At 64.1% G+C, this 26,987-nt stretch carries 19 protein-coding genes; 15 read left to right on the top strand and 4 right to left on the bottom strand.

Annotation, left to right across the window (positions count from 1 at the left end):
• Nucleotides 1-21: 21 nt before the first annotated feature.
• The 4 genes from DEM25_RS07910 to DEM25_RS07895 all read right to left on the bottom strand — a co-directional run bounded on the left by DEM25_RS07910 (nt 22) and on the right by DEM25_RS07895 (nt 4,388).
• Nucleotides 22-1,020, bottom strand: coding sequence for a substrate-binding domain-containing protein (locus DEM25_RS07910; protein WP_109765484.1), 999 nt, complete (start codon nt 1,018-1,020; stop codon nt 22-24).
• A 59-nt stretch (nt 1,021-1,079) separates the two neighbouring features.
• A complete protein-coding gene (locus DEM25_RS07905; RefSeq protein ID WP_245412796.1) occupies nt 1,080-1,715 on the bottom strand; it encodes an ABC transporter permease in 636 nt (211 codons plus the stop codon).
• Nucleotides 1,716-1,997: 282 nt separating this feature from the next.
• The gene (locus DEM25_RS07900; RefSeq protein WP_109765487.1) at nt 1,998-3,560 is read right to left on the bottom strand and encodes a sugar ABC transporter ATP-binding protein; all 1,563 of its coding nucleotides are present in this window, start codon (nt 3,558-3,560) and stop codon (nt 1,998-2,000) included.
• Between the two features lie 156 nt (nt 3,561-3,716).
• Nucleotides 3,717-4,388, bottom strand: a complete 672-nt coding sequence (locus tag DEM25_RS07895; protein WP_109765489.1) for a GntR family transcriptional regulator — start codon at nt 4,386-4,388, stop codon at nt 3,717-3,719.
• Between the two features lie 107 nt (nt 4,389-4,495).
• Between DEM25_RS07895 and DEM25_RS07890 the strand changes: the two genes are divergently transcribed.
• The 15 genes from DEM25_RS07890 (at nt 4,496) to DEM25_RS07815 (ending at nt 26,986) form a co-directional block, all read left to right on the top strand.
• The gene (locus tag DEM25_RS07890) at nt 4,496-5,365 is read left to right on the top strand and encodes an SMP-30/gluconolactonase/LRE family protein (protein ID WP_109765491.1); all 870 of its coding nucleotides are present in this window, start codon (nt 4,496-4,498) and stop codon (nt 5,363-5,365) included.
• Between the two features lie 27 nt (nt 5,366-5,392).
• A complete protein-coding gene (locus DEM25_RS07885) occupies nt 5,393-6,427 on the top strand; it encodes a sugar ABC transporter substrate-binding protein (protein ID WP_109765493.1) in 1,035 nt (344 codons plus the stop codon).
• Between the two features lie 85 nt (nt 6,428-6,512).
• Nucleotides 6,513-8,045 carry a sugar ABC transporter ATP-binding protein gene (locus DEM25_RS07880; RefSeq protein ID WP_109765776.1) on the top strand — a complete coding sequence of 511 codons (1,533 nt, stop codon included), beginning with the start codon at nt 6,513-6,515 and terminating at the stop codon, nt 8,043-8,045.
• The gene (locus DEM25_RS07875; protein ID WP_109765495.1) at nt 8,042-9,043 is read left to right on the top strand and encodes an ABC transporter permease; all 1,002 of its coding nucleotides are present in this window, start codon (nt 8,042-8,044) and stop codon (nt 9,041-9,043) included. Before DEM25_RS07880 ends, DEM25_RS07875 begins: the two co-directional genes overlap by 4 nt.
• A 1-nt stretch (nt 9,044) precedes the next feature.
• Complete coding sequence (locus DEM25_RS07870) at nt 9,045-9,833, top strand: SDR family NAD(P)-dependent oxidoreductase (RefSeq protein WP_109765497.1); 789 nt, start codon at nt 9,045-9,047, stop codon at nt 9,831-9,833.
• A gap of 22 nt (nt 9,834-9,855) precedes the next feature.
• Nucleotides 9,856-10,350 carry a lactoylglutathione lyase family protein gene (locus tag DEM25_RS07865; protein ID WP_109765499.1) on the top strand — a complete coding sequence of 165 codons (495 nt, stop codon included), beginning with the start codon at nt 9,856-9,858 and terminating at the stop codon, nt 10,348-10,350.
• A gap of 40 nt (nt 10,351-10,390) precedes the next feature.
• A complete protein-coding gene (locus DEM25_RS07860) occupies nt 10,391-11,374 on the top strand; it encodes a C-terminal binding protein (RefSeq protein ID WP_245412795.1) in 984 nt (327 codons plus the stop codon).
• Between the two features lie 11 nt (nt 11,375-11,385).
• Nucleotides 11,386-12,057 carry an RraA family protein gene (locus DEM25_RS07855; RefSeq protein WP_245412794.1) on the top strand — a complete coding sequence of 224 codons (672 nt, stop codon included), beginning with the start codon at nt 11,386-11,388 and terminating at the stop codon, nt 12,055-12,057.
• Complete coding sequence (locus tag DEM25_RS07850) at nt 12,038-12,958, top strand: 2-dehydro-3-deoxygalactonokinase (RefSeq protein ID WP_109765505.1); 921 nt, start codon at nt 12,038-12,040, stop codon at nt 12,956-12,958. The genes DEM25_RS07855 and DEM25_RS07850 overlap by 20 nt, the downstream gene beginning before the upstream one ends.
• Nucleotides 12,955-13,581, top strand: a complete 627-nt coding sequence (locus tag DEM25_RS07845; protein ID WP_109765506.1) for a 2-dehydro-3-deoxy-6-phosphogalactonate aldolase — start codon at nt 12,955-12,957, stop codon at nt 13,579-13,581. The genes DEM25_RS07850 and DEM25_RS07845 overlap by 4 nt, the downstream gene beginning before the upstream one ends.
• A gap of 378 nt (nt 13,582-13,959) precedes the next feature.
• Nucleotides 13,960-14,259 (top strand): transposase, encoded by a 300-nt coding sequence (locus DEM25_RS18295; protein ID WP_109765508.1) that lies wholly within the window; start codon nt 13,960-13,962, stop codon nt 14,257-14,259.
• 1,984 nt (nt 14,260-16,243) lie between these two features.
• Nucleotides 16,244-20,296, top strand: a complete 4,053-nt coding sequence (locus tag DEM25_RS07830) for a hypothetical protein (RefSeq protein ID WP_109765511.1) — start codon at nt 16,244-16,246, stop codon at nt 20,294-20,296.
• A gap of 79 nt (nt 20,297-20,375) precedes the next feature.
• Nucleotides 20,376-23,963 carry a hypothetical protein gene (locus tag DEM25_RS17760; protein ID WP_158585203.1) on the top strand — a complete coding sequence of 1,196 codons (3,588 nt, stop codon included), beginning with the start codon at nt 20,376-20,378 and terminating at the stop codon, nt 23,961-23,963.
• 3 nt (nt 23,964-23,966) lie between these two features.
• Complete coding sequence (locus DEM25_RS07820) at nt 23,967-25,463, top strand: endonuclease/exonuclease/phosphatase family protein (RefSeq protein ID WP_109765513.1); 1,497 nt, start codon at nt 23,967-23,969, stop codon at nt 25,461-25,463.
• Nucleotides 25,464-25,474: 11 nt separating this feature from the next.
• Nucleotides 25,475-26,986, top strand: a complete 1,512-nt coding sequence (locus DEM25_RS07815; RefSeq protein WP_109765515.1) for an endonuclease/exonuclease/phosphatase family protein — start codon at nt 25,475-25,477, stop codon at nt 26,984-26,986.
• The last annotated feature ends 1 nt before the right edge of the window (nt 26,987 follow it).

The raw sequence follows: 26,987 nt of genomic DNA, 5'->3' as shown, positions 1-26,987 counted from the left end.
TGGTTGCGCCGGTTCTTGTCGTCAGGCGTGTTTGAACTGGGCGACGTTGTCCGCCGTGATCGGCATCACGCCGGTGTCGACGCTCTCCGGGAGCGGGTTGATCCCGGCGGCCTTCCAGTCCGGAACGACCTTGATGCCGTCCGTGTTCTGCCAATGCAGCATGTGCACCGCAAGGAAGGCCTCGATGTAGGATTTCTGAGCCACGGCTCCGTGAATCGTGCCGTCCTCGATATAGGGCAGCATGTCGTCGTTGCGGTCCATGGCGACGATCTTGATGTCCCCGGCCCGGCCGGCTTCATTTACCGCGATCGCGGCACCCTTGCCGCTGTCGCCGTCGGTGCCGCCAATGCCGACAATGTCGGGATTGGCCTGGATGGCCTGAAGGTAGGCCGTCGGCGCATAGGACGGATCGGCCTTGTCATTGACAACGTCGACGACCTCGATGCCGGGGTATTTTTCGGCGAAGATGGCCTTGTAGCCTTCCACACGCTCCAGCACGGACGGGGCCGGGAACGTACCGAGGATCACCTTGCCTTCGCCGCCTATCGCCTGGGCGAGCATTTCTCCGCCGATCTTGCCGGCGTTGAACCCGTTGATCCCCAGAAAGACGGATCGCTTGCTCTGTGGCACGTCACCGGTGCAGCAGGCGACGGGAATGCCCGCTTCGACCGCCCGGTCGATACCGGGCGCCATCGCCGCCGCATCGCCCGGAAAGATCAGCAGGCCGGCAGGCCGGCGCGCAATCAACTCGTCGAGCTGGCGCGCCTGCGCGGCGGTGTCGAAATCAAGCGGGCCGGTAAAACTGGTCTTCACACCCAGGGCATCGGCTGCATCCTCGAGCGCGGCGCGGTGGTCGACCCAGAAAGGCACCTGCGTCACGACAGACAGGAAAACGTATTCCATCCCGGCGCCCTGGGCGAACGCCTGCTTCGACAGCATTGGCAGGCCGAAGGCAGATGCCAGCCCGGCGGCCGCGCCGGCAGTGAGCAGGTTGCGGCGGTTTAATTTCAGATCAGTCATCGTGGTCTCCCTGTTGGATCAGTGGTCGTGGATTGCGGTTGCCGGAATTGAAGCGGGCATCAGGCCCGCTTGCTTCGGATCAGCATGTCGAGCGCAACGGCGCAGACGAGGACGGTGCCGATGACGATCATCTGCCAGTAGATCGACACGGCCAGCATGGTCATGGTGTTGTTGATCAGTGCGACGAACACGACGCCAAGGAACGCCCCGAGGATCGTTCCTTCCCCGCCGCGGAGCGACGCGCCGCCGATGACGGCCGCGGCCAGCACCTGAAGCTCCAGGCCGTTGCCGGCCGTGGGCGTGCCGCTCATCAGGCGCGAGGCGAGCAGCACACCGGCAAACGCCGCCAGGACGCCGGTCAGCGCATAGGCGATGATCCGCACGCGGTTGACGTTGATGCCCGAGAGCATTGCGGCTTTCTCGTTGGCGCCGATGAAATAGACCTGGCGGAAGAAGCGCGTGTGCCGGACGGCGAGGTCGAAAACGACCACGAGCAGGATCGTCACGATGACGATGACGGGAAAGCCGCCAAGATCGGCCTTGCCGATCCAGCCGAAGGCTGCGGGCAGGCTCGAGACGGAAAAGCCCTCCGTCAGGACCAGCGCGATGCCGCGCGCGATCGACATGGTACCGAGCGTCGCGATCAGCGGGTTGATTCCAAGCCCGGTCACAAGCAGGCCGTTGACCACTCCCACGACGGCGCCGAGAAGAAGGCCGCAGATCACGGCGACCGGAATCGGCAGGCCGGCCAGNCAGAAGGATCGCCATGCCGATTACGATGACCGCCGTGGGAGCCATGCCCACGGCAACGGCCCGGAAGTTCGAGAAACTCAAGAAGTACGGGCTCACATTCGCCATGACGATGATGATCGCGGCGATCAGGACGATGAGCGTCAGTTCGCGGACGTCGATGAACGCCTGCAGGACCCGGCGGAAGAGCGGCTTGCGCTCAGGTTCATCGGCCTGAAGAGTGATGGTCACGAGGCGGCTCCTGTGTGTACGGGATCGGGCGTCGCAATGGATGCGCGTTGACCGGCGGCCATCTGAAGGAGCGCGTCTTCGGTGGCATCATGAGCGGCGACATCACCCATGAGCCGGCCCTCGTGGATCACCAGGATCCGGTTGGACAGCGAGACGAGCTCGGGAAAATCCGACGAGACGATGATGATCGCCATGCCGTTGGCAGCGCAGCGCATCAGTTCGGTATGGATCTGGAACTTTGCCCCAACGTCGACGCCCTTGGTCGGCTCCTCGACGACAAGCAGGTCGGGTGCGCGCTTGAGCCACTTGGCCAGCATCACCTTTTGCTGGTTGCCGCCGGAAAGCGCGCCGATGCGTTCGCCGACGCCGCGCGTCTTGACGCTGAACGCGTCGATGGCTGAGCGGCTGGCCTGGCGAATGGATTCGGGGCGCATGATCCCGAATGAGGCATGGTCGGAAAGGCTGGCCGCGACAAGATTGTCGCTCAGCGATTGATCGAGAAACAGGCCCTCGGTCTTGCGTTCCTCGGGCACGAAGCCGACGCCGGCGTCCATCGCGTCGCGGAGAGAAGGAAACCGGACAGGCTGCCCCTTGAGCAGCACCTGCCCCGTCGCGCCGTGCATGAGCCCGACGATCGAACGGACGATCTCGCTGCGCCGGGCACCCATCAGGCCGGCAAGCCCGACGATCTCGCCGGCCTTCACCGAAAACGAGATGTCCTCGAAATGGCCGGATTGGGAAAGCGCCTCCAGCCGCAGCACCTCGCGGTGCGACGCGGTTCCGGAGCGTTGGACATCGCCGGGATGAGCGCTGCCGATCATTTCCGCGACGACCTGCTCCTGCGAGGTTTCGGAGGCGGGCCGGGTGCTGATCCGGCGACCGTCGCGCAGCACGGTCACCCGATCGGCAATGCGGAAGATCTCCGACATGTGATGGCTGACGTAGACGATGCCGATCCCCTTTTGGGTGAGACCGCGCAGGACGTGGAACAGCGCGTCCACTTCGTCCGGCGCGAGCGCCGACGTCGGCTCGTCGAGCAGCAGAATTCGGGAATTCAGCGAAAGCGCCTTGGCGATCTCGATGATCTGGCGCGAACTGATGGGGAGGCTGTCGACGGGCCGCGACACGTCGATGTCGAGGCCGAATTCGGACAACAGGGTTTCAGCGCGCCGGCGGAGCTCTCGCCAGTCGACGATGCCCATCCGCGAAGGCGCGCGCCCTGCATAGATGTTCTCGGCAACTGACAGCGCGCCGGCAAGACTGAGTTCCTGGAAGACGCATCCGATCCCGAGCGCCTGGGCGTGCGATGGGCTCTCGATCCGCATCTCCTCGCCATCCCGGTAGATCTTGCCCGCATTGGGCTGATGCAGACCGTAGAAAAGACCGAGACATGTGGATTTGCCGGCGCCGTTTTCGCCGCAAAGTGCGTGAATCTCACCGGGGCGCAACGCGAAATCGATGCCGTCGAGCACGGTGTTTGAACCGAAGCTCTTGCGAACCGAATCCAAGCGGATCAGAGGTTGGACCGCCTGCGCGGCCTGCCCGACACTTGACGACAAGATGCTTCCTCCCAACTGAAATATGACATCTGATATCTCAGATGTCAATCAGTCAGGAGGCATCGCGGAGTCAGGGATTCCGTCCGTGGTTCCGCCAGAAGGGTTGCAGGCGCCTCACAATGGCAACGCCCGTTCAATTCAGCCAGCAGGGAGCGGTCAGGCGACGGCCGTGCCTTCGAGGACGATCGTGGCGCTCTTGTAGGCCTGACGGGTTCGGTCGATGTGCTCGGCAAGGAGCTTCCGGATCACATCCATATTGCCGGTTCGGACCGCGGCCGCGATCTTGCGGTGCTCCTGGAACGACAACTCGGTGTGCTGCGGCAGTTTGGCGAGATGGGTACGCAAGGCCGCGATCTTGCCGACATACCGCGTGTAGCTCGCGGTCAGATAGTCGTTGCCCGCGTGCTCGAAGATGATCTGGTGAAAGGTGGTATCGAGTTTGAGATAGGCTTTCTCATTGCCCTTGGCACGCTCATCTTCCATCGCGTCGACGACCTTGGTCATTTCCCCGGCCAGCCCGTCGGGATCGCGGGCGAGCGCAAGTTCGAAGGCGGCCGTCTCGATCGCCTGGCGGAAATCGCAAATCTGGGTCACTTCCGCTTCGCTCAGGGTGAAGACGCGGGCCCCCTTTTGCGGCTCGATGCTGACCAGTCCTTCATCACGGAGTTGCGCCAACGCTTCCCGCACGGGAGACTTGGAAACGCTTAGCTCTTCGGAGATGCCGCGCTCCGACAAGGTCTGCCCCATCTTCAGCGTGCCGTCGATGATTCGGTTGCGAAGATACTCAAGGGCGAGTTCGCGCAGGGACTTGGGTCTCGCGAGGGCCATCGGCGGTCTCTCAAAAAAAGTGTTGCGGTCTGCAAAATATCTGATACACCAGATAATACAAGCTGGTATATTAGATATCAGTACGATCTCTGGGAGGAAGGTCGTCCATGCAAGCGCAATTGGTCGTCGACTGCAGGAACCAGCACGGGGAGGGGGTCTTCTGGAGCCCGTCAGACGGCATGGTTTGGTGGACGGACATCGAAGGTCGCGCGCTTTGGTCCTATGAGCCCTCTTCCGGCGACACCGCACGGCATGAAATGGCCGAACGCGTGTGCTGTTTTGCGCCGCGCGCCCGGGGCGGGCTGATCGTGGCGTTTGCCGATCGGGTGTCGCTCGTCGATCTGGCGACAGGCGAGGAAACGCTGATCACGCATTTCGAACGTGGCAATCCCGAAACGCGCCTGAACGACGGTCGGACCGACCGGGTCGGACGGCTGATCGTCGGTGGTATGAATGAAGGGTCCGGCGCGGCCAATTCCTCGGTTCTTTCGATCGATACCGACCTTAAGGTGCGCACACTGTTCGACGGTGTGTCGTGCGCCAATTCGACGTGCTTCTCGCCGGACGGGTCGGTGATGTACTTCGCCGACACGCCCGACCGTGAGATCGTTGCGTTCGACTATGACCAGGCGACAGGCACGGTCTCCAATCGGCGGCTCCATTGTTCGTTTGCCGCCGAGCCCGGCTTGCCGGACGGCTCGTGCGTCGATGCCGAGGGCGGCGTCTGGAACGCGGAATGGGAAGGCCGCCGCGTCGTCCGCGTGGCGCCCGACGGCAGCATCGACCGCGTGATCGACGTGCCCGTCTGGAAGCCGACCTGCTGCGCTTTCGGCGGTCCGGACCTCGATACGCTCTTCATAACCACGTCGCGACTCATGAGCGGCGAGGAAGCTCTCAGAAAAGAACCGGAATCCGGCGGGCTTTTTGCCGTCAAACCCGGCGTACGTGGAGTGATTGACGCTCCCTTCAACGGATAAGCCAACCCACCTCAGGAGGAGACTGACATGCTGAAATCCGCAACAAAGGCGACCCTTGCCGTGAGCCTTGCCGCTCTCGCAACGGTCGCGCTCGCCCAAGACTACCCGGCGCCCGTACCGCTGGCCGAGGGCGCCCAGGCGCCGATCGACGCGATTGCTCCAAAGAACGAGCCGTTCCGGATCGCCTACATGCCGCCGGCGACGGAGTTCAACTACTACATCGCCATCGGCGAAGGCATCAAGGCCGTCGCGGAAGAGGAAGGCGCAGAGGTGTTCATGCTGGCTCCGCAGAGCGGCGCGGACATCAACGGCCAGATGGGCATGATCCAGGACGTTCTTACTCAGGACGTAGACGCGATCATCTTCGGCACGCACGACGAGTTTGCCGCCGCACCGCTTCTCAAGCAGGCGGTCGACAAAGGCATGGCCGTCGTGATGATCAACTCCGACATCCCGAACTTTCCGACCCCGATCCATGGCGTTGTGGGCTACTCGCAGCGCAATGGCACGCACAAGATCGCCGACTGGGCGATCGAGAACTATGGCAGCGAGCCGCTGAAGGTCGGCATCATCGAGGGGCAGCCGGGCTACCACTCGACCGAGCGCGTCGGTGGCTTCCTCGACGGCATTGAAGGCAATGAGAACTTCGAGGTCGTCGTCTCGATCGATGGCAAGTGGAACGTCGAGGGCGGCAACACCGCCGGCATGGACATCCTGCAGGCGCATCCCGATCTCGACATGATCTTCGCGGCCAACGACTACATGATCATTGGCGCGTCATACGCGGCCAAGGCACTCGGCCGGTCGGACATCGTGCTGCTCGGCAATGACGGCGATACGTCCGGTCTCGAGGAGATCGCTGCCGGCAACGTGACGGCGACGGTGAACACCTCTCCCTTCCTGATGGGCAAGGCGGCGATGCATGCCACGCTCGACGCCCTTGAAGGGACTTATCCCGGCGGCTGGATCGAAACGCCGACGACGATCGAGGACAGTGAAGGTGCACTGGCGGTCCTGCAGGAGCCCGAGAAGCTCTTCCCGCAGCCGTCCAAAGAGTACTGAGAACCTCCCTGTTCCCCGGTGGCGTGTGCGCATGCCGCCGGGGGGCGAAACGCCGCCCTTCGGCCCTTCTGGTGAGAACAAGGCGATGACCGCACCGATCCCGCTTTGGGAATTTGTCGACGTCAGCAAGGCCTATCCGGGCGTCCTGGCCAATGACCGTGTCTGCATCAAGCTGCTCGCCGGTTCCATTCACGGCCTTCTGGGCGAGAATGGCTGCGGCAAGTCCACGCTGATCAAGACGTTGTCGGGCGTGCAGCAGCCCGACAGCGGCCAGATTCTGTTCAACGGCCAGCCGGTTGTCATCTCCGATCCCCAAGCCGCGCGCCAACTTGGCATTGCAACCGTCTTCCAGGAATTCTCGATCGTCCCGACCCTTTCGGTCGGTGAGAACATCTTTTTGGGCAACATGCCGCGATCCCGTTTCGGCGTCATCGACTGGAAGAAGGTTCACGCCGACTCCGCTGCGGTTCTGGCCGAACTGGAAGTCGATATTCCGACCGAGGCGATCACGGGCAGCTTGTCGGTCGGCGAGCAGCAGCTTGTCGAGATCGCGAAGGCGGTCGCGATGGATGCGCGGATGATCATCCTCGACGAGCCGACCGCGGCGCTCGGCGAAGACGAGATCGAGCGCCTGCACGGACTTCTGCGCAAGATGCGCGATCGTGGCGTTGCGATCCTTTATGTCTCCCACCGTCTCGACGAGGTGGAGCGGATCGTCGATGAGGTGACGATCCTGCGCAACGGCCGCGTCGTGCGCGCCAGCGGCGAAACCAAGATCAATGTCTCCGAGATCGTCAGCGCGATGGTCGGCGAAGACATCGCAGAGCACTACCCGAAAGAGCGTAACGCCACGCAGGAAGTCGTTTTCGAAGCCCGCGGGCTAGCGACGAACGCAGGCGTCACCGACGTATCGTTCACCCTTCATCGCGGCGAGGTCTTGGGCCTTGGCGGCGTTCTCGGCAGCGGGCGGACCGAAATTGCGCGCGCGCTCTTCGGCACTGACGATTTGACCGCCGGTGAAGTCCGGCTGAACGGTCGCAAGGTGAAGTTCCGGGCGGAGACCGATGCCATTCGGGCCGGCCTGGCGCTCGTGCCGGAGAACCGCAAGTTCGACGGGCTCTTCTTCAATTTCCGGGCCAGCGGCAACATCACCGCCGCCTCGCTCGGCGGCTTGGCCCGTTTCGGTGTGCTCGATCTGAAAGCCGAGGAAAAGGGGACCCGTGACCTCATTCGCGATTTGGAGATCTCGTCCCAGGCGGAAGAAAAAACCGTCAACTTCCTGTCGGGCGGAAACCAGCAAAAGATCGTTATCGCGCGCTGGCTGTTCTCCGACGCACAGGTGCTGATCCTCGACGAGCCCACGCAGGGCATCGACATCGGCGCGAAGATCGCGGTCTACAAGCTGATCAACAAGCTCACACGCGCCGGCAAGTCGATCATTCTGATCAGTTCGGATCACGATGAGCTTTTGGCCATGAGCGATCGCATCGCAATCGTCCAGCACGGCGCGATCAAGCGCACCGTGAATGCGGCGGAACTGTCCCACGACGACCTCGTCCGGGCGTCCGCCGATCCCATCGACCATAATCATCGTCATCCGGAGGAGGCTCTCGCATGAGGCGGGTATTCGATACGCAACTGATCGGCCCGTTCGCCGCGATGGTGATCGTGGCCCTGATTGTCGCCCTGACAACCGATCGCTTCCTGAACCCGGGCAATCTGTCCAACCTGTCCCTGCAGGTCAGCATCGTGGCATTGATCGCCATCGGCTCGACCATCGTGATCTTTGCGGCGGGCATCGACCTGAGTTCGGGGTCGATGGTGGCACTGCTGACGATGATTCTTGCGCAGATGCTCAAATTCATGGATTTGCCGCTTGCGTTGGCGATTCCGCTGATCCTGATCATCGGCGCATCGCTCGGCCTGCTGCTCGGTTTGATCACCGCCTATGGGCGAATACCGTCGTTCATCACCACGCTCGCCGCGCTTATCGCCTTCCGGGGGCTGGCGCTGACGTTCAACAACGGCTCGCCGATCTTCTCGCTCGACCCCGCGCTTGAGCCGATCTTCTACGGCAAGCTGATCGGCATTCCGCTGCCCTTTTTCTACCTCGTCTTCTTCTACGGCCTTGCCGCCTTCACGATGAATTTCACCAAGCTCGGGCGTGAGATCTACGCCGTCGGCGGCAACCCCGCCGCAGCCGTCCTGACCGGCATCAACGTCAGGAAGGTCCAGGCGACAACCTTCGTCATTGCGGGTTTCATGACGGCTGTGGGCGCCGTCCTTATGGCCGCGCGCCTCAACTCCGGATCGCCCAACTACGGCCAGACGCTGGAACTGCAGGCCATCGCGGCCGCGGTCGTGGGCGGTGCCAGCCTTGCGGGCGGCCGGGGCAACATCCTTGCGACCCTGATGGGCGCCATGACGATTGTCATTGTCCAGAACGGCCTCAACCTGAACGCGGCGCCGTCCTCGGTCCAGAACATCGTTCTTGGCGTGATCATCCTGCTCGCAGTCGGCATCGACATGTGGCGCGCCGAGATCTCGGCGCTGATGGCGCGCATCTTCAGACGCACGCCAAAGGCACAGACAGCCAGCGAGAAGAAGGCCGCCTGACATGGATCTCGGTCTGAAAGGAAAGCTCGTCCTCGTCACCGGCTCCGGGTCGGGTATCGGCAAGGCCACGGCCGCCACCTATCTGCAGGAGGGCGCCCGGGTGATCGTGCACGGGCTGACCGATGAAGAAGTTTCGGCTTGCGTGCAGGATCTGTCCGCGAGCGGAGACGTGAGCGGCAAGTCGGGCGATCTGACCAACAGCGATGATGCCGATGCGCTTTGCGCCTTCGCGCAGGAACTCGGTGAGCTCGACATCCTCGTCAACAATGTCGGCATCTTCTCGGTCAAGCCGTTCGAGGATCTGACCGACGACGACTGGATGCGGTACTTCGACATCAACGTCATGTCGGCGGTGCGCATGAGCCGGGTGTTCCTGCCCGCCATGCTGAAACGCGGCACCGGTTCGATCGTCAACATGGCCAGCGAAGCCGGCGTCAAGCCGCTGCCGCAGATGGTCCATTACTCCGTGACCAAGACCGCGATGCTCGGACTGACCCGCGGCATGGCGGAATTGACCAAGGGCACCGGCGTCCGCGTCAACTCGATCCTGCCCGGTCCGACATGGACCGAAGGGGTTGCCGCCTATTTCGACGGGCTTGCCGCGCAGAAGGGCGAGCCGCTCGAAACCATCGTCGACAACTATTTCAAATCGGACGAGCCGACATCGCTCATCCAGCGCTTCGTCCAGCCGGATGAAGTGGCGCGCATGATTGTCACGATTTCCGCCAGCACAGCCTCGAACGGTGCAGCCCACCGGATAGAGGGCGGCATCGTCCGCAGCATTCTCTGACACACGAAAAAAGGAGTCCCCCATGGCCGCGCTCACATTCTCGCACATCGGCATCACCGTTCCCGACCTCGAAAAGGCGGTGGAGTTCTATTCGAAGGCTTTCGGCATGTACGTCATCATGGGCCCGACCGAGATCCAGCACGACGACAGCGCCATCGGCCAGATGTGCGACGATGTGTTCGGCGAAGGCTGGGGTTCGTTCCGCATCGCCCATCTGTCGCTGGGCGATGGCGTCGGGATCGAACTGTTCGAGTTCCCCAACACGATCGAGGAAGAGCGTCCCTTCGAGTATTGGCGGCGCGGCCTGTTCCACTTCTGCATCCAGGACGAGGATGTCGAAGGGCGGGTCAAGCTCATCGAGAAGCTTGGCGGCCGGCAGCGCATGCAGCAGGTGCGCAAGTACTATCCGGGCGAGAAGCCCTACCGCATGGTCTACATGGAAGATCCGTTCGGCAACATTTTCGAACTCTACAGCCATTCCTACGAGCTGACCTATTCGGCGGGCGCCTATGTCTAGGCATGACGCCTTTCGACCCCGAACCGACCGCCCGAAGGTCGTGATCACGGACTACGACTACGGTGATGTCAGTGTGGAGCGCGAGATCCTGGAAGCAGTGGGCGCGGAGGTGATTGCGCTGCAGGCAAAGCACGAAGACGACCTTTTTGATGCGGCTCCGCACTGCGCCGCGATGATGAACCAGTATGCGCGCATCGGCCGGGACACCATTTCCAGGATGCGCAAGTGCGAGGTCATCGCCCGCTACGGCGTCGGCGTTGACATTGTCGATGTCGAGGCGGCATCCGAAAGGGGGATTCTCGTCACCAACGTGCAGAACTATTGCACCGAGGAAGTCGCCGACCACGCCATTTCCTTGTGGCTGGCACTGGCACGCAAGCTGCCCGACTATGATCGTGCGACGCATGCCGGTGTCTGGCGCTGGCAAAGCGGTCAGCCGGTCTACCGCCTGCGGGGCCGGACCATGGGCGTCGTGTCCTTTGGCAAGATCGGACAGGCGATCGCGACCCGCGCCAGGGCATTTGGTGTCGAGATCATTGCCTATGATCCATTCTTGCCGGCCGCAGTGGCCGCGCAGCACGGAGTCGAACTGGTGTCGAAATCCGAACTGCTTGCGCGGTCGGACTATGTGCTGATGCAGGCGCCGATGACCCCGGACACGCGCCATTTCCTTTCCGATCCGGAGTTCGCGACCATGAAAGAGGGCTCCATCCTTGTGAATACGGGTCGCGGACCGACCGTCGACAACAAGGCTCTGTTTCGCGCGCTCACCGATGGCAGACTGGCAGCGGCGGGCCTGGATGATCCAGAGGAAGAGCCCGCCAAGCGCGCGCGATGGTCGCCCGCCGACAATCCCCTCTTCACGCTGCCCAACGTGCTGATCACACCGCACGTTGCCTACTATTCCGAGGAATCCATCCGGGCCGCCCGCGTCACCGCGGCAACGCAGGTGGCAAAGGTTCTGACGGGACAACGGCCCGACTATCCGGTCAATGCCGAGGCATTGGTCGCTCACGCCCAATAACGGAGACAATGATGCTTAAGGTGTTCAACGAGTTCGAGCGCAAGCCCGACCTTCTGGCGAAGTTCGACAAGGTCCTGACCTGCTATTCCGCTACCGCGGTCTTCGCCGACGTGCAGTACCGCACCGGCGTGATGGACAGCGGCATCAAGCCCGCCTTCCGTGCCAAGGTCACCGGTCAGGCCGTGACCGTCCAACTGTCAAAGGGAGACCTTGTCGATCCGCTCAAGGCGCTTGAGATGGGCCAGCCGGGTGACGTGATCGTCATCGACGCCGGCGGCGATCCGAACACATCGGTCTGTGGCGGCCTGATGGGCGGCTTGGCGCAGAACCGCGGCATCCGCGGCATGATCGTGGACGGCGCCGGTCGCGACACGGACGAGCTGGAAGACATTGGCTGGCCGATCTGGACGCGCGCGATCACGCCGCGCGGCACTCACACCATGTTTTCCGGCCGCAAGGAAGAACTGTCGATCAATGTCACGATCCAGTGCGGCGGCGTCGTTGTGAACCCCGGCGATTTCGTCGTCGCCGATTTGATGGGCGTCACGGTGGTCCCGCTGGAAAAGGCCGAGGAAGTCGTCGCGCTCGCCCAGGAGCAGGCCGACCGCGAAGAAGAGACCCGCAAATGGGTTGCTAAGGGCAAGACGGTCGAGGACTTGCTGAATGAATTCGGCCGTATCTGAGCCCGTGCTCATCGGGATCGACTGGGGAACCTCCTCGCTCCGCGCCTTTCTGATCGGCGCCGAAGGCGAAGTGCTCGACAGCGTATCCTCGCCGGAAGGCATCATGCATGTCCCGGACGGGAACTTCGAAGCCGTGTTCGCCAATCTTGTCGGACAATGGATGACCAAGGCCAGGCTGCCGGTTCTGGCTTCCGGAATGATCACCAGCCGGAACGGCTGGGTCGAAACGCCATACGAAACCGTGCCGCTCGGTGCCGACGACCTGGCCCGCGCGCTCGTCCCGCACCGTACAGCCTGCGGCGTCGAGCTTTCCTTCATTACCGGCGTGACCACCGAGCATGAATCCGGCCCCGATGTCATGCGTGGTGAGGAGACCCAGATCATCGGTGCCTCGGCGCTCGGCATGTCCGACGGCGTCTTTGTCATGCCGGGCACGCACAGCAAGTGGATTCGCGTGGTTGACGGGCGGATCGAGGACTATGCCACCTACATGACGGGCGAAATCTTCAGCGCGTTGAGGGGACACACAATCCTGGGAGCACTGATCGAAGATGGGCCGTTCAGCGCCGAGGGTTTCAAGCAAGGCGTGACGGCCGGCCTGAAAGAGCGGTCGAGCCTGCTGCACGACCTTTTCCATGTCCGCACGCTGCCTCTGATGGGCAAGATCGCGCCCACCATGGTGGCGGATTATCTGTCCGGCCTGCTGATCGGTGCGGAGATTTCCGCCGGCGCCGACCGTGGCAACAAGGATGGTCGGGTCACCATCATCGGGCGAAACGACCTTGCGGACCGCTACGAAACCGCGCTGGGCATCGCCGGTGTCGACAGCCGGCGCGCGCCCGACGACATCGTCGCCATGGGCCACTTCCTGATTGCCCGGTCGGCCGGGCTGCTCCTGTGAATACGCTCAGATCGGCACTTGACGCCGTCCCCCTCATCGCCATCTTGCGCGGCCTCGAGCCCTCGATGGCGGTGCCGGTCACGGACGTGCTCGTCGAAGCCGGTTTCAGGATCATCGAAGTTCCGCTGAATTCGCCCGACCCGCTCGAATCGATCCGGCGGATCTCCGACCGGCATGGCGGCCGGGCCATCATCGGCGCCGGTACCGTGCTGACATGTGCCGACGTTGATGCGGTCGCCGATGCGGGAGGGTGCATCATCGTTGCGCCAAACATGAACCCGGCGGTTGGCACGCATGCTTTGGCGCGCGGCCTTTGGTGGTGTCCGGGCGTTTGCACGCCGACCGAGGCATTCGCCGCGCTCGATGCCGGGGCGTCGTTGCTGAAGCTCTTTCCCGCCGAGATGGTATCGCCGACCAGCATCGCAGCCATGCGCGCCGTCCTGCCGAAGGATGCAATTCTCGCCGCCGTCGGCGGCATCACGCCAACATCGATGGCCGACTTCCGATCGGTTGGTATCGACGGGTTCGGTTTGGGATCGGCGCTGTTCAAGCCGAGCTACACCGTGGACGACATTGCCAGACGCGCGCGCGCCTTCGTCGATGCACTGGAGCCATGCGGATGACCGGCTGCCGCCGGTTTCGTTGCAGCAGCGTCGACCGTGACATGGCACCCATACTGCCTGTCCGGTTCGTCCTTCCGCCATCCATGATCTTGTCTCGGCCCCGTTAAAACTCTGCCGTTTTTTGCTCTGCCGAGAGGGGAGCCTCACCCCGTTTCTGGTCCGGGCCTCATGCGACCTTTCGGGTTTCGTTCAGCCGGGCCGCAAATTCGCTCGGCGTCGAGTTTCCAAGCCCGGAACGCGGACTGGTTTCGCTCTGGTAAGTTCTCCGGTCGTTGATCCGGGCACCGGCATCGTCCACCGACAGCTACCACGACGCGCTCAGCCCTCGATCCCCGGCAACGCCTCACAGGCCGCACCAGTCCGGCCGCGCAGCCCGCGATGGCTCGGCTCGTTGGTGCGATTGGCTTTCCAGATCATCTCGACCCGCCGGTGAGCGAACTCGAACGGCATCGGGCAAAGCTTGAAGCCGATGGAAGCGAACCGCTTTCAGATGACGCCGCCCGGCAGCATCGCCATCAGGTCGGACGTCGCCAGCATGCGCGGGAACAGCACAACGTCATCGAACGCTTGTTCGGAAGGCTGAAGGGCTGGCGACCCGTCGCAACCCGCTACGACAGCTGCGCCCACAGGTTCATGAGCGCCATCTGCATCGCCGCAACCGTCATCTTCCGGCTTTGAGCCCTGATCCTGGATTGAAGAATTCCAGAATCCGATTGTCATAAAGTCTATTCANGATGTAGCGTACAGGAAATACAGAATAAATTTGAGCCGTCGGCAAACAAGTATCGCGTCGTGTTGGCATTTTTTTGACCTGATCGTTTATCGATTTCGGGAGGGGTTGATTTATGTTTGAAGTCTCCGGGGCCGACAGGGCCGTGATTGCTNGCTGCCATCGACAAGACCAAAGACAATGTGCCGCGAACGCTTGATCCCGCGGACAAGGAGGATGCGGCGGCAATTGCGTCCTTCCTGAAACTGACGGGGAAAACCAGGCAATCGCATCCCGCCCTGTTCGACGATCTCGACGCCGCGGCGAAGTCGGGCGCCGGCAAGGACGACGACACGCAGGCACTCCAGATCGTCGATGCGGGTCAGGACGCGCAGGGCCGGGCGACATGCCGGGCGTGGCATGTGGACAAGCGCGGTGCACTGATGAGCGGGAGCCTTGCGCTGGCGCTCGATTCTGACACGGGCGATATCGCGGCAATGGGCCACGCCAACCGCGTCGGTGGCGGCTACGCGCCGGCGGCAACACGCTCGGCGACCGCCAAGGCCGCGCCGGCGAACATGACGAGCGTCGGCTTCTACCACTCGCAAGCCGCGCCGGGCACGCCGCCTCGGTTCGGCATGGTCGCGAACACACAGGCGATTGAGCTGAACGCGCAGGCCGTGGCCGCCGATGTGACCGATCCGGTTATCAAGGTGAGCGGACACACCGAGATCGAGATCGGTCTCGGCCGTCCGCAGACCGGCCTTGATCTTGATTACTTCTACAATCAGGACACGTCGAACACACCGATCCTGCTCGTGCCGTTCACGGGGACGGTCAACGTCCAGCAGCCGCTCAATTACGTCGATCCGAACACCCACCAGTTCACGCAAGGGCTGAGCGTGACGACCCAACTCTACTCGGTCAGCGCCCAGCACAAGATCGACCATCAAAGCAGCCAAGGCCTGCTGACCCAGATCACCGGTGACACGAGCACGAACGTGGTGACGTGGAGCTATCCGTTCGATGCCGCCAGCCAGATGGAATCATTGCAGTTTCCGCCCTACGGGCCAGCGCGCGATACGCTGTCGGGCTTCTACTTCCAGTTCAACATTCCGGTGAACAACCCGGTGGCTCCGACATTCACGTTCAACGTGTGCAGCTATGATTGGCCCGACCAGCCGTCGGTCAACTGCATACAGATCCCGAACATCAAATTCTGGTGGCATTGCATCGCCGCCGAGGCGTCGGTCACGATGGCGGACGGCGCCGAGCGGGTGCTCGAAGAGGTCGACAACACGGCCCGCGTCCGGACCGTGCATGGCGGGTCGCTGGGTGTGGAGGCTACCACCCGGGCGCTCCACAATGCCGGCGCCACGCCGCATCCGGTCGACCTGGTGTTCGAACTGATGACGAAGAGCGGACTCTCGGTGATCTTGACGGGCGGCCACCCGGTCGTCACGCCGGACGGCCTTGCGCATGCCTGTGACCTGAAGCCGGGTGACGCGGTGCTGACACGGGACGGGACCGACAGCGTGGCAAGCTGCGAGGAGTCCCGCTACGACGGCATTTTCTGCAACCTGAAGCTGGTGGACGAGACGGACCGGGAGGCTGGTCGAAGTCTTGAGGTTGGCACGTTTTACGCCAACGGAATCGCGGTCGGCGATTTCAACGCCATGGCACAGCTGCACCGCAACAACACGCGTTCGCTCGAATACATGCGTGCGCGCCTGCCTGAGCGCTATCACACCGACTACGCCAGCACGCTGGAAATGATCGCGCACGACAACGTCAAGTATGGCGGAAACTTCTGACCATGCCGTGCCCGCCGGTGACCGGTTCCCGGCGCGGAGGGTCTTTGGCGGCAGCGTTTGCGGGTTTGGGCCCGTGCGTCCGTCGCCGGTTGGTGCACGGGCGTAGACAGCAGGCGGTGCATGCCGCGGGGATGCAGACATGAGCGGCGAAACGATCGATCCGGCGACCACCTTCTCCTCCATTCAGTATGTGGATCCGTTCGCGCCGCTCCCGCTGGCCAGCACGCAGGCCGGGGTGACCGCCAATCTGAACACGACGGGCGTGACGGGCGGTTACGTCGCCTATGCCCGGCTTCTGGAGAACAACCTGCCCATCGGCTATGGCACCGGGTCGACGGCCAACACCGTGCGAGTGCTCAACGCGATGCCGCTTGCAGCCGGGCCGTCCTACATCATTCAGGTCCAGTTCGGGGGAAGCGGGCAAAACCCGGCCGATCTGGACTGGTCGAACACCGCCAACATCGCGTCCGCACCCGTCGTTACGCAGCAGGCGCGTGTCCGCGTGCTTTCCGTGTTGGCGTCCAGCATCGATTTTACCTGGGAGATCCCCAGCGGCGCGCAGATCGGTGGTATCTATCTGCAGTTGATCGACGATTCCAGCGGCAGTCTGACGGGCGACTATTACCTGGGCAGTGATGCTGAAGCCACCATCGCCAATCTGAGCCTTGACCCGCAGCAGACCTATTCGGTCCGGATATCGGCCGTCCAGCCTGTCGTCGGAGCGACGGCCGGCGGCTTCAGCGCACCCTTCACGACAGGCCCGGTGAGCGCGCAGCAGATCGTCCCGACCGCATCGCCGGCCATCTCCGCGATCCGTTTCGACGGCGGACAGGCGAGCGCCGTCTGGAGCCTGCCCGCATTGCCGACCGGCGAGGTGGTCGCAGCGCCGCGCTATGAACTCCTTTTGATGTCGGGCAGCGACGTCGTCGCGGTTGCCGAAGGCGGCGACAAGGGTGGACAGATCGTCACCGGCGCGCTCGACACGCTGGCATCGCCGTCCATTGCCGGCCGCGTCATCTATGGCGCCTTTGTCGGGCCAACCGGCGCGGCGGTGGCGATCGAGCCGCAACCGCCGCAGATCGTCGATGCCACGGTGACGCTGGCGAGCGGAAAGAACACGATCGCGGCGACCTTCGTCACTCCGGGCGCGCTTTCCACCGACCGGGAACTGAGCGCGGTGCTTTACACCAACGGCGTCGCCGGCACCGCCAAAACCGCGACGGCCAGCCCTGCCGCCATCACATGGGACAACATCACGCCGGCGGGCAATACCGTCTACGAAATCGAAGCAACAATCATCAACACCACGGGCGGCAAGACCAGCCAGGGGCCGAAATCGCAACGGCTGACCGTACCGCTCGGCGTCGCGCAGATCAGGTCGGCATCCTACGACGGCAAGACGATCACGATCGATGTCGACTTCGATCCGGGCTGTCCGGTCGATGGCTACACCGTCACGCTCGACAATGGCGGAACGCCGGCCACCGTGTCGGCCGGCCCGACCATGCCGATCTCCATCCCGTATGATCTGGATCTGTCCAAGACGTGGACGGCAACTGTCACGCCCGTGATGGGAATCATCACCGGCGTCGTCTCGGCTGGTGAAGCAATCACCTTGCCAACGATCGCCGCGCCGGTTCTGAAGTCGGTCGTCTATGACGGCTCGGCGCTGCATCTGCAGTGGACCGCGGCGGTGCTGCCCTATTTGACCGGCTACCAGGTGACGGTGACCCCTTCCAGCGGCAGCCCGATCGTCCTGTCCGCCGGTCCGGAAACCAGCCTGTCCTTTCCACTCGATCCGGCGACGGCAGTCGGCGCCACGGTGGCGCTGGTCGGCGTCTCGCCGCTTCGCAACACCGCTGCCTCCACCGCAGTCAATATTCTGACCGATGCCGTCGAAATGGGCGCGGTGAGCGTTTCGGGATCGACCGTGACAGCGGCCTGGACCGTCCCGGGTTCGCCCACCGTCCAGGCCGAACTGCTGACGGGAGACACGGCGACATCGGTCCTCGCCAATGCCTCGACGACGGGCGTCAGCTTTGCCGTGCCGAGCGATACTTCCCAGCCCTACCGCCTGCAGGCGCGCATGGTCAGCACCGATGGCGTCGCGATGGGCCCGGTCTCGGCGCGGGCGGATCTCCTTTTGACGGCACCGCAGCTTCTGTCCGGGCGCCTTGGCGAAGGCCGCGCCGATCTGGTCTGGGAGTTGGGCGGCCCGTTCGCGGCCGACAGCTTTGTCGTCACCGCAACGCCGACGTCCGGCTCGGCCGCCAGCCTGACCGTTGCCGGGTCCGCCTATGACGGGCCGGCGCCGGACGCGTTCTTCGAAGCCGGGGCGCTGACGATCGCAGCGCGCAACGCCTTCTGCACGGGGCCGGCGGTGAGCGTTCCGATCAAGGGGGCCGCCGTGGTCACCGGCGGTGACTACGAGGACGGCACGCTGTCGGTGAACGTCACGCTTGGCACCGAGACGAGCGGGGACATCTACTGGCTCGACGTTCTGGCCGATGGCGGGCTTCTGGCACGCGAGGTGTTCACGGCGACCGGGACCGCGTTCACCCAACCCTTCACCATCGACGTCGGCGTGCCCGATGGCGCCAACGTGGCCGTGGTGATGGCCGGCGTCGGTCCCAAGAGCTTGACGCCGGCGAGCGCGCGCATGTCCGTGCCGTCGGGTGTGCCGGTGCTTGACGAAGCGGCCTATGAAGGCACGAAGCTGCATGTCCGCTGGCAACCCAAGCCCGGTCCCGGCATCGGCGGTTATCTCGTCTCGGTGGCCGGCGGCAGCCCGGCCATCGACGATACGTTCGTCGCCGGCGGCGACAGCGCAACGGCGACAATCGATGTGGGGACGAGCATTTCCTATCCCTTCGGCGCCGGTGTCGCGGTCAGCGTGCGTGCCGCGTCCGGCAAGACGTCGGGCGCCGCTTCGGTCAGCGGCGAGCCCGGAGCGTCCAGGCCGCCGGTGCTTGCCGGTTACGCCTATGGCGCCGGCGTGCCAGCGGCGGGCGATCCGCCTTATGTGTTCCGGCGCGGCGCCTATCAGGCGCTGGCCGACGTGCACGGCAATGCGATCGAGCTCTATCTGCCCTCGCCGTTCACCACCGGCACGCCGACCGTGCCGTCGAGCGCTTCGCCGACCTTCAAGCTCGAGCCGGCGCCCAGCGGCTCGACGCTGCCCTACAAGCTGACGCTGAGCGACGATGTCTGGACCACGTTGGGATCGAGCGGTGTGCGCGCCGCATTGCGCACCGACTATGTCTCGTTTCTCAACGATGTCGAGGATACCGGCGTCTTCCCGTGGGCGATCGCCCTGATCCGCCAGATCATCGCGCAGGCCATGCCGCAGACCTTCGAAGAAGTGCTCTACTACCGCTACGGCCTGTGGCGCGACGACAGCATCCGTGTCGCCGACCTGACGCCGGGAACACGGCTGCAACTGTCGAACGCGCTCTATCAGGCGGTGGTCGGCGGCAGCAGCGAGAAGAACGGCTTCCTCGCACTCGGAACCGAAATGTTCGATCTCGCCGATGTGATCCCGCAAGGCGGCGGCGGCGCGCTGGCGACGGGTGCCGCGCGCAGCCTTTCGGTCGATGCGTTCCTGTCCCTTGTCTATCCGGGTGGCGGCAACGCGAACAATGGCCGGCCTGTCGCCGCCGGCGCGATCGACTTTTTCGACGACCAGAACCGCCAGGCCTATTACCGCCTTTTCTATCCGGCGCAGTTCACCGGTTCAGGCAGCAATGGCTCGACGTCGCTGACCAGCAACGTCACGCTGATCGGCACGACCAGCTGGAAGACGCTGTCGACGATCACCGACCAGTATGCCTCCACAGGCACGTTCCCGACCGGCACCGACTATTTTGCGACCTATTTCCGGGGCCGTTCGGCCGTCACACCGCTGGTCGCCTTCGCGGTGCAGGGTGAAAACCGGTGGGCGCCGCTTGGCACGACGGTGCGGCAGGCGCTTGCGACGCAAGGGCTCGCCGCGTTCGCCGGCGGTGAGAGCGGGAGCGCCCTGACGATGAGCCGCGCGACGGCAAACCTTTTTGCCTATCCCGTTGCCGCTCCGGGCCTTTCCCTCGATCCCGTCGATCTGACCGACACGGCCCTGGGCGGCGTGGTGCCGTCAATGTGGCCATTGGACATGCCGGTCGTCGGCGGAGACCAAGTGTCGCTGAGGCAGTCCTGAACCGGGTCGGTCTCCGGCGCGGCTCTTCCGCGGCCGGCGATGCTGCCGACCGGGGCGGCGAGCAACGAGCGAGAGACGTGTGACCAACGCCCAATTCACACAATCGGCCAACGAACCCCGGCTTTACTGGCTCGATGGCGGCACGTGGGAGACGGCGGGTGCGTTCGGCATGGTGCTGTTCGGCGATCCGGCATCCGTGCCCGCTTCGCTGTCGCTCGCCGACACGTGGCTGACCCATCGCGGGTTCTACGTGACGGTCACGATCAAGCCCGACGCAAGCAAAGAGACGGCCTTCGCCGATGCCGTGCTCGCGCTGGCCGAGCGCCTCGGCGGCGGGGCCCGCTTCGTCTGGCTGGAAACGTCCGATGCCGGCGTCCGGGGCTGGGGCGAACGGGTGCTCTACGTCACGCAGGCGGACGGGGCGACCGACGGCACGATCAACCGGCCGAGCGTCTTCGCGCTCGGCGCCTACCGTTTCACGGTTTCGGGCGGGCAGACAATCGGCCAATGGGGCGATGGTTTTTCCTTCGATAGCCCGGCGCCGCCCGCGTTCCAGCTGGTGACCGATGCCAAGGCGTGGCCCCTGGCTCCTGTCTCGCAGGGCGCCGTTGTCCTGTCGGTCGACGGAGCGACAGCCGGAACGTTCCGCGTCGACGGCAGCCTCGATGGCGGCGTTGCCGATCTCGACCTGCTCGATGTCGGGTTTCGCTACGGCGTGCCGGACCAGAGCGACCCGAGCGGCTTTCATCTGGTTTCGCTGCGCTATCCGTTGTTCAAGGGCACCGGTGCGGCGATCCCGATCTCGTTCCTGTGCGACCCGGCCGGGGTTCTCGACCCGGCGCGCACCCAGCTTTCCTATCGCGGGAGTTCGATCCCCGCCCACGACACGCACTACACCTCCCAGCTTGGCTATGGCATCACGCTGACCCCCAACGGCATCGACGCGGCGACCGGCCTTCCGGCCGGATTTGCCTTTCACAGGCGGCCCGGTTCACGCACCGCGCTCGATGCGGACGACCCGCTCTATCTGTCACCGATCGGCGCCTTCACCATGGATGTCGGCACGCCGCCCGGCGGCGCAGCGACCCCCGCCGCGCGGCTTACCGGCGGCATTTCCGGGATCGAATATTTCGGCTTTTCGGACGCTGGTTCGGTGCCGGTTTCGTTTCATCCGGCCAAGCCCGCCTTCGCCCCCGATTTCCCGCCGCAGAAGACGGACGAAGCCACTGGCGCGCCGGTGGTGCCGGAAGATACGCCGCTGTCGCACCGCGCCACCACGGCAAACGCGGTCGTTGCGCCGCCGTCCGGCGGCGAGGCCTGGTATTATGCGCAGCCCAGCGATGGCGCGTTCTTTCATATCCGGCCCGATGGGGGAGGACCGCCCGCCGATGCGCTGTTGCCCTATCTGACGTTTCTTGAACTGGTGACCAAGGATGTCGGCGCAAGCCAGCCCGATGCATATCCGCTGGTGCCCTATGCCGGCGTCGAGGATGACGATCTGGCGATCGTCCAGGCGCTCGAAGCGCAAATTCTCAGTCCGCTGCGCCGGGCGGCACTCGGCGTTCAGGCGCATCAGGCGCCATTGGCCGCGCACCCCGAGGCAATGCTGGCGCAAACAGACTTCGAGGCGGTGACGCCGCAGGGCATTCTCGCGCGGTTCCAGTCGGGCACGATGACGTCGCTGATTCTCAGCAAGGCGCCGGTGGCCGGGCAGTTGCCGCAGCTCGCGTTCAACCAGCCCAGCGATACGTTTCGCGGCGCACTCCAGAGCAACCAGCTCTTCATGGTCGCCTGCGACGGCGCCCTGTTGCTGCAGAACATCGATCTGAACTACTGGATCACCGAGGATGTGCTCGGCGACCTGACCCGGCTGAGCGGCGCGGAGGCCGTGCCGGCCGATGTGGTCACGCTGCTTCAGCAGCAGGGCCGCACGCCGCAGACCTCGCTGAGCGCGTTCACGGCCATGCTGCAGGGCATCCTGACCGGCGGCAATGCGCAGTACATTCCGACCGTGACGAAATACTCGGTCTATTGCCAGCTCGACGTGGAGGGCTGGCGCTTCCGACTGTCGCCGACGCTTTGGGCCGACCAGCAAGCCCATCCGCCGATCATGATCTTCAAGTTCGCCGCCGGCAGTCTGTATGACTTCGTGCAGAACACCGATGCATGGGCATGGCCGGACGTGGGCAAGCTGAACGGGTCACTTGCGAACACGAAAGAGCTGCTCAATCGCATCATTTCCGACGCCGTCGCCGACGTTGAAACCAATGGCGGCGCCAGCATGCTGTCGAACTTCGTCACCGGCATCGTCAACAATCCGGGATGGATGGGCGTTCTGTTCCTGAACGCCAACGTGCCGTTCAGTTCGGTTCCTCCGGAACTGTCGGGTTTGGCCGCCGGCATTTCGCCAGAGGAGTTCCGCGCCCACCATGTCGGCATCTCTGTAACGCCGATCGATATCGATGCCGGCAACCGCACGCTTTCGCAGGGCGACAGCGCCGTCTTCGGGCTCATCGACTACGACCAGCCCGAGGACATCGCCCATATCGAGGGCGATTTCGACTTCAAGGTGCTGTTGCTGCAGGTGCTGTTTATCAACTCGGCGATCGCCAATTTTGCCGGGCGGATCGAACTGTTCGTCAACCGGCTCTTCAGCCAACTTGTGACGCTCTACGAAAGCGAGCACTACAACAACATCCTGCTCGAAGGCAGCTATCAGCGCCAGGGCACGTCCGGGCACTATGTCTTCGCCACCGGTGCCGCCAACGTCTTCGGCGCCGACAGCGTGGGGCAAGGCGGATCGGACAACAGTTCGGTTCTGACGCAAACCGAATTCGACCAGGCGCAATTCGTCACCGCGACCGCCGACACGGCGACCAGCGCGACGACGCGCACCCGTTTTCTGCTGCAGGGCAAGCTGCGGTTCGCCGATCTGCCGCGGTTCGACGCCTTCTCGTTCGGGCCGGTTCTCGACCGGAACGGCGTTCGGGTGGCCGACGGATATCTGTCCTTTTCGGGCGTTTCCGTCGACATGGATTTTCCGGTCAGTGCGCCCGACCAGCGCACGTTCCGGTTCAATCTCGATGAAATCTCCTTCGATCCCGCATCGAGCAAGGCGCGGCCGACCAGCTTCTTCCAGCGCTTCCCGCTGCAGGTCGGCGGGCTGATCGAGGGGCAGCCCGGCAGCAAGCCCAGGGATCTGGGCTATCTGGGGCTCGAAACGCCGCTGTCGCAGCCCGGGTTCAGCGGCGCCTGGTATGGTCTGGTCTTCAATGTCGATCTGGGCACTTTGGGCGCCCTGTCGTCGGCGCCGGCGCTCGGTGCCGGCATACTCGTGGCCTGGTCGCCGACCGCGACGGGCGCCGATGTCAATGTCGGCCTGAAGCTGCCGGGGGTCGAGAGCGTCAAGTCGCTGATGCCGATCCAGGGGGTGATCGATCTGGGGTTCAACGCGATTGATGTGACGGCGGACGGCGCGACGGCCGATCCGCCCGATCCGGCCTATGTGCTGCGGTTCCGCGACTTCTATCTGCGCTTTCTGGGCTGGAAGTTCCCGCCCGGCCAGAACACGATCGCCCTTTTCGGCAATCCCGATGCCGCCACCCAGGATATCGCCACCGACCGGGGGGCGCTGGGCTGGTATGCCGCTTACGCCAAGAAGGAATAGGCGATGCCGAGCGTCAAGGTGTGTCTGTGGAACATCCAGAATTTCGGCCAGAACTCGGAGAAGTACAACGGTTACGACGTGACCGATCGTGCCAACACGATGCGCAATGCGTTCGTCGCGCGTTTCGTTCACGCCAACGCCATCGATGTCCTGCTGATCCAGGAGGTGAGCAGTTCGGCAACGGCCGCGCTCACCGACCTGCAGGGCCAGCTCAACGCGCTGAACGCGGGCGGGACGCAGGACTGGTGCTTCAGCTGGTGCGGATCGGCGATCGCCCGCGGCAATGTGGACGAGGTCCAGCAGCCCCGGCAGGTCGCATTCCGGACCGGTGCGCGCACCGAGGGCTATGCCGTTCTGTGGCGCAATGCGCAGGCTGCGCGCTTCACCATGATCCGCGGTCTTTACGACATTGCCGCCGGCACGAACGGGCCGGGCGGCGCGGCGGTGGCATCGCCGCTGAACATGAGCCAGCGCGGCCGGCCGACCGGGGAAACGGACGGTGAATTCGGTGCGACCGGCGGCTTCATGACCCACCAGAAGTACCCGTATCAGCCGCGCGATCCGCCGCCTGGTTACGACTTGATGGACAACTGGCCCAGGCTCAGCTACCCGCCGACGGCGCGCGCCGACCGGCTTGGCATCCAATGGGCGAAAGCTCGGCGTCCGGTCTATGTGGTGCTCAAGCTTGCCGACGCCGAAACGCTGCTCTGCCCGGTGTGCGTCTATCACGCACCGAGCAAGCAGACGCGCGCGTCATGGGGCGCGTACATGTCAGGTCTCGCCCGCGAGATCTATGCGATCAACACGGTCGACGGCGCGGATGCGCCGGAGGCTGACGATCTGGTCTACGTGCGCAAGGGCGTCTTCGGCGGCGACTTCAACCTGTCGGTGAACCAGGACGATTGGCCGGGCGATTACCAGTACTTCACCGCACCGTTCTCAAGGTCCTATGACGGCGGCGCCAGCCGCAGGGCTGCGCCGCGCGAGAACGAAGGCGACAATGCCCGGCGCACGACGATCCAGATTCTCGGTGACAATCACCGCACGCCGATCGACAGCGCCGACCCCAACGCCTACCTGAAATGGAAGATCGACCTGATCTTTTATACGTCCGCAACCGGAGTGCGGGCGGAACGCGTCAACCTCCTGACCGAGCTGATCGGCGATGCGGCGGGCGGCACCTATTCCGATCCGTTGGAGTCGGTGGCCGATTACATGGATGAGGTCGAGGACGGCATTGACGATGCGCCCGACGATCGGCCGGAACGGCTTCATGCCGAGACGGGGCCGCAGGTCCAGGTCACCAAGAGACGCAAGAAGAAGAGGGTTCAGGTCTGGGTGCCGATCATCTCGGGCGCCTGGGGCGGCACGTTCACCGATTGGGACGAAAGCAAGACCCAGTTCGCCGCGGGCGACGTGACCGATGCACGGCGCGCCGCCGAATATCTGCACATCTTTGTCAGCGACCATCTGCCGTTGGTCGCGACGGTCCCGACCTAGGAGGCCGCGCGATGCCAAACGTCAAAGTCTGTCTGTGGAACATCCAGAATTACGGCCAGGAATCGGGGCGGTACAATGGCGCGGGCCTTGCTGTGGGCAATGCGTTGCGCAACCGGTTCATCGCCCGGTTCGTGCACGCCAATGCGATTGACGTTCTCTTGATTCAGGAGGTGAACCAAGCACCGGAAACGGCGCTCAAGGATCTGCGCACGCAGCTCAATGCGCTCTATGCCGCCGGCCAGCGCGACTGGCGGGTGAGCTGGTGCGGATCGGCCATCGCCCACCGCGATACCGACGAGGCGACAACCGCCGCCGATATCATCTACCGGACCGGTGCACGCACCGAGGGCTATGCCGTGGTGTGGCGGGCGGCCCGCGCCACTTTCCGGATGATAAGGGGGCTTTATCCTATTGCGGACGGCACGACGCCCTCCAACGTCCGCTCTCCCTTGAACATCAGTCAGCGCGGCCGGCCGACCGGCAACAATCGCATCGGCGGCGGCCGCGAGAAGTTCAGCGCAACCGGCGGTTTTCGCCGCGTCCATACGCTTCCCTACGACTATGACGATGGCACCGACGATTACCAACTCATGGCGGCATGGCCGAAGCTGAACTATCCGGCGACTTCGAAGTACGACGCCATGGGGATCCAGTGGGAGAAGGCGCGGCGTCCCGCCTATGTGGTGCTCAAACTCGCCGATGCGCACGACACGCTGTGCCCGGTCGGGGTCTATCACGCGCCGAGCAACCAGGTCCGGTCGTCATGGGGCGCGTTCATGAGCGGGCTGGCGCGCGAGCTCTATGCGGTCAACGGCATTGACGCACACAACATCCCGGAGGCCGACCAACTCGTTGCGTTGACCAAATGTGTCTTCGGTGGCGATTTCAACTGGTCGCAATCCCAGGCGAGTTGGCCTGGTGAGTACGAGTACTTCACGCGAGATCGCAACCGCAACTATCGCGGTGGCGCCCAGTGCTCCGAGAGGCCGCTTCACACCGCAGGCGACGCCGCGCGGCGCACCACCGTTCAGATCGTCGAAGGTGTCGCGCACGACCAGCCGATCACCGGGCCGAACACGGCTGACTATCTGCGCCACAAGATCGATCTGGTCTTCTACCCGACCGGCTCGGGGATCACCGCGCAGCGGATCGATCTGCTGAACGAGCTCCTGGTCGACGGCGCGCGGCTGCCGGCCAACCGGGTCTACAGCGACCCGCTGCAGCAGACCGATGCGTATCTTGCCCATATGGAGGCCCAGGTCGCCAATCCGTTCAACTATTGGCCGCAGCGGATGGCGGCGACGGGACCCGAGCAACATGTCGAGTTCAAGCCCAGGCACCGGCCAAAGTACAAGAAGTGGCTTCCCGTCATCACAGGCGCCTGGGGCGGCACCTTCACCAATTGGGCGACCACGCGCGCGCAGTTCGGAGCGGGGGCGGTGACGGACGCCAGGCGCGCCGCCGAATTCACACACATCTTCATCAGCGACCACCTGCCGCTGGTCGCGACGATTCCGACGTGAG

It is taken from the genome of Oceaniradius stylonematis (assembly GCF_003149475.2).
GTDB lineage: Bacteria > Pseudomonadota > Alphaproteobacteria > Rhizobiales > Rhizobiaceae > Roseitalea > Roseitalea stylonematis.
Note: the sequence above shows the minus strand (reverse complement) of the source record. Positions and strands in the feature narration are given on the sequence as shown.

Bases quoted from the DNA above. Each gene is read 5' to 3' on its own strand.
- DEM25_RS07880 (WP_109765776.1), top strand. From the start codon at position 6,513: ATGACCGCACCGATCCCGCTTTGGGAATTTGTCGACGTCAGCAAGGCC.
- DEM25_RS07855 (WP_245412794.1), top strand. From the start codon at position 11,386: ATGCTTAAGGTGTTCAACGAGTTCGAGCGCAAGCCCGACCTTCTGGCG.
- DEM25_RS07820 (WP_109765513.1), top strand. From the start codon at position 23,967: ATGCCGAGCGTCAAGGTGTGTCTGTGGAACATCCAGAATTTCGGCCAG.
- DEM25_RS07830 (WP_109765511.1), top strand. From the start codon at position 16,244: ATGAGCGGCGAAACGATCGATCCGGCGACCACCTTCTCCTCCATTCAG.
- DEM25_RS07865 (WP_109765499.1), top strand. From the start codon at position 9,856: ATGGCCGCGCTCACATTCTCGCACATCGGCATCACCGTTCCCGACCTC.
- DEM25_RS07885 (WP_109765493.1), top strand. From the start codon at position 5,393: ATGCTGAAATCCGCAACAAAGGCGACCCTTGCCGTGAGCCTTGCCGCT.
- DEM25_RS07910 (WP_109765484.1), bottom strand. From the start codon at position 1,020: ATGACTGATCTGAAATTAAACCGCCGCAACCTGCTCACTGCCGGCGCG.
- DEM25_RS07870 (WP_109765497.1), top strand. From the start codon at position 9,045: ATGGATCTCGGTCTGAAAGGAAAGCTCGTCCTCGTCACCGGCTCCGGG.
- DEM25_RS07850 (WP_109765505.1), top strand. From the start codon at position 12,038: ATGAATTCGGCCGTATCTGAGCCCGTGCTCATCGGGATCGACTGGGGA.
- DEM25_RS07895 (WP_109765489.1), bottom strand. From the start codon at position 4,388: ATGGCCCTCGCGAGACCCAAGTCCCTGCGCGAACTCGCCCTTGAGTAT.
- DEM25_RS07815 (WP_109765515.1), top strand. From the start codon at position 25,475: ATGCCAAACGTCAAAGTCTGTCTGTGGAACATCCAGAATTACGGCCAG.
- DEM25_RS07890 (WP_109765491.1), top strand. From the start codon at position 4,496: ATGCAAGCGCAATTGGTCGTCGACTGCAGGAACCAGCACGGGGAGGGG.
- DEM25_RS18295 (WP_109765508.1), top strand. From the start codon at position 13,960: ATGGCTCGGCTCGTTGGTGCGATTGGCTTTCCAGATCATCTCGACCCG.
- DEM25_RS07875 (WP_109765495.1), top strand. From the start codon at position 8,042: ATGAGGCGGGTATTCGATACGCAACTGATCGGCCCGTTCGCCGCGATG.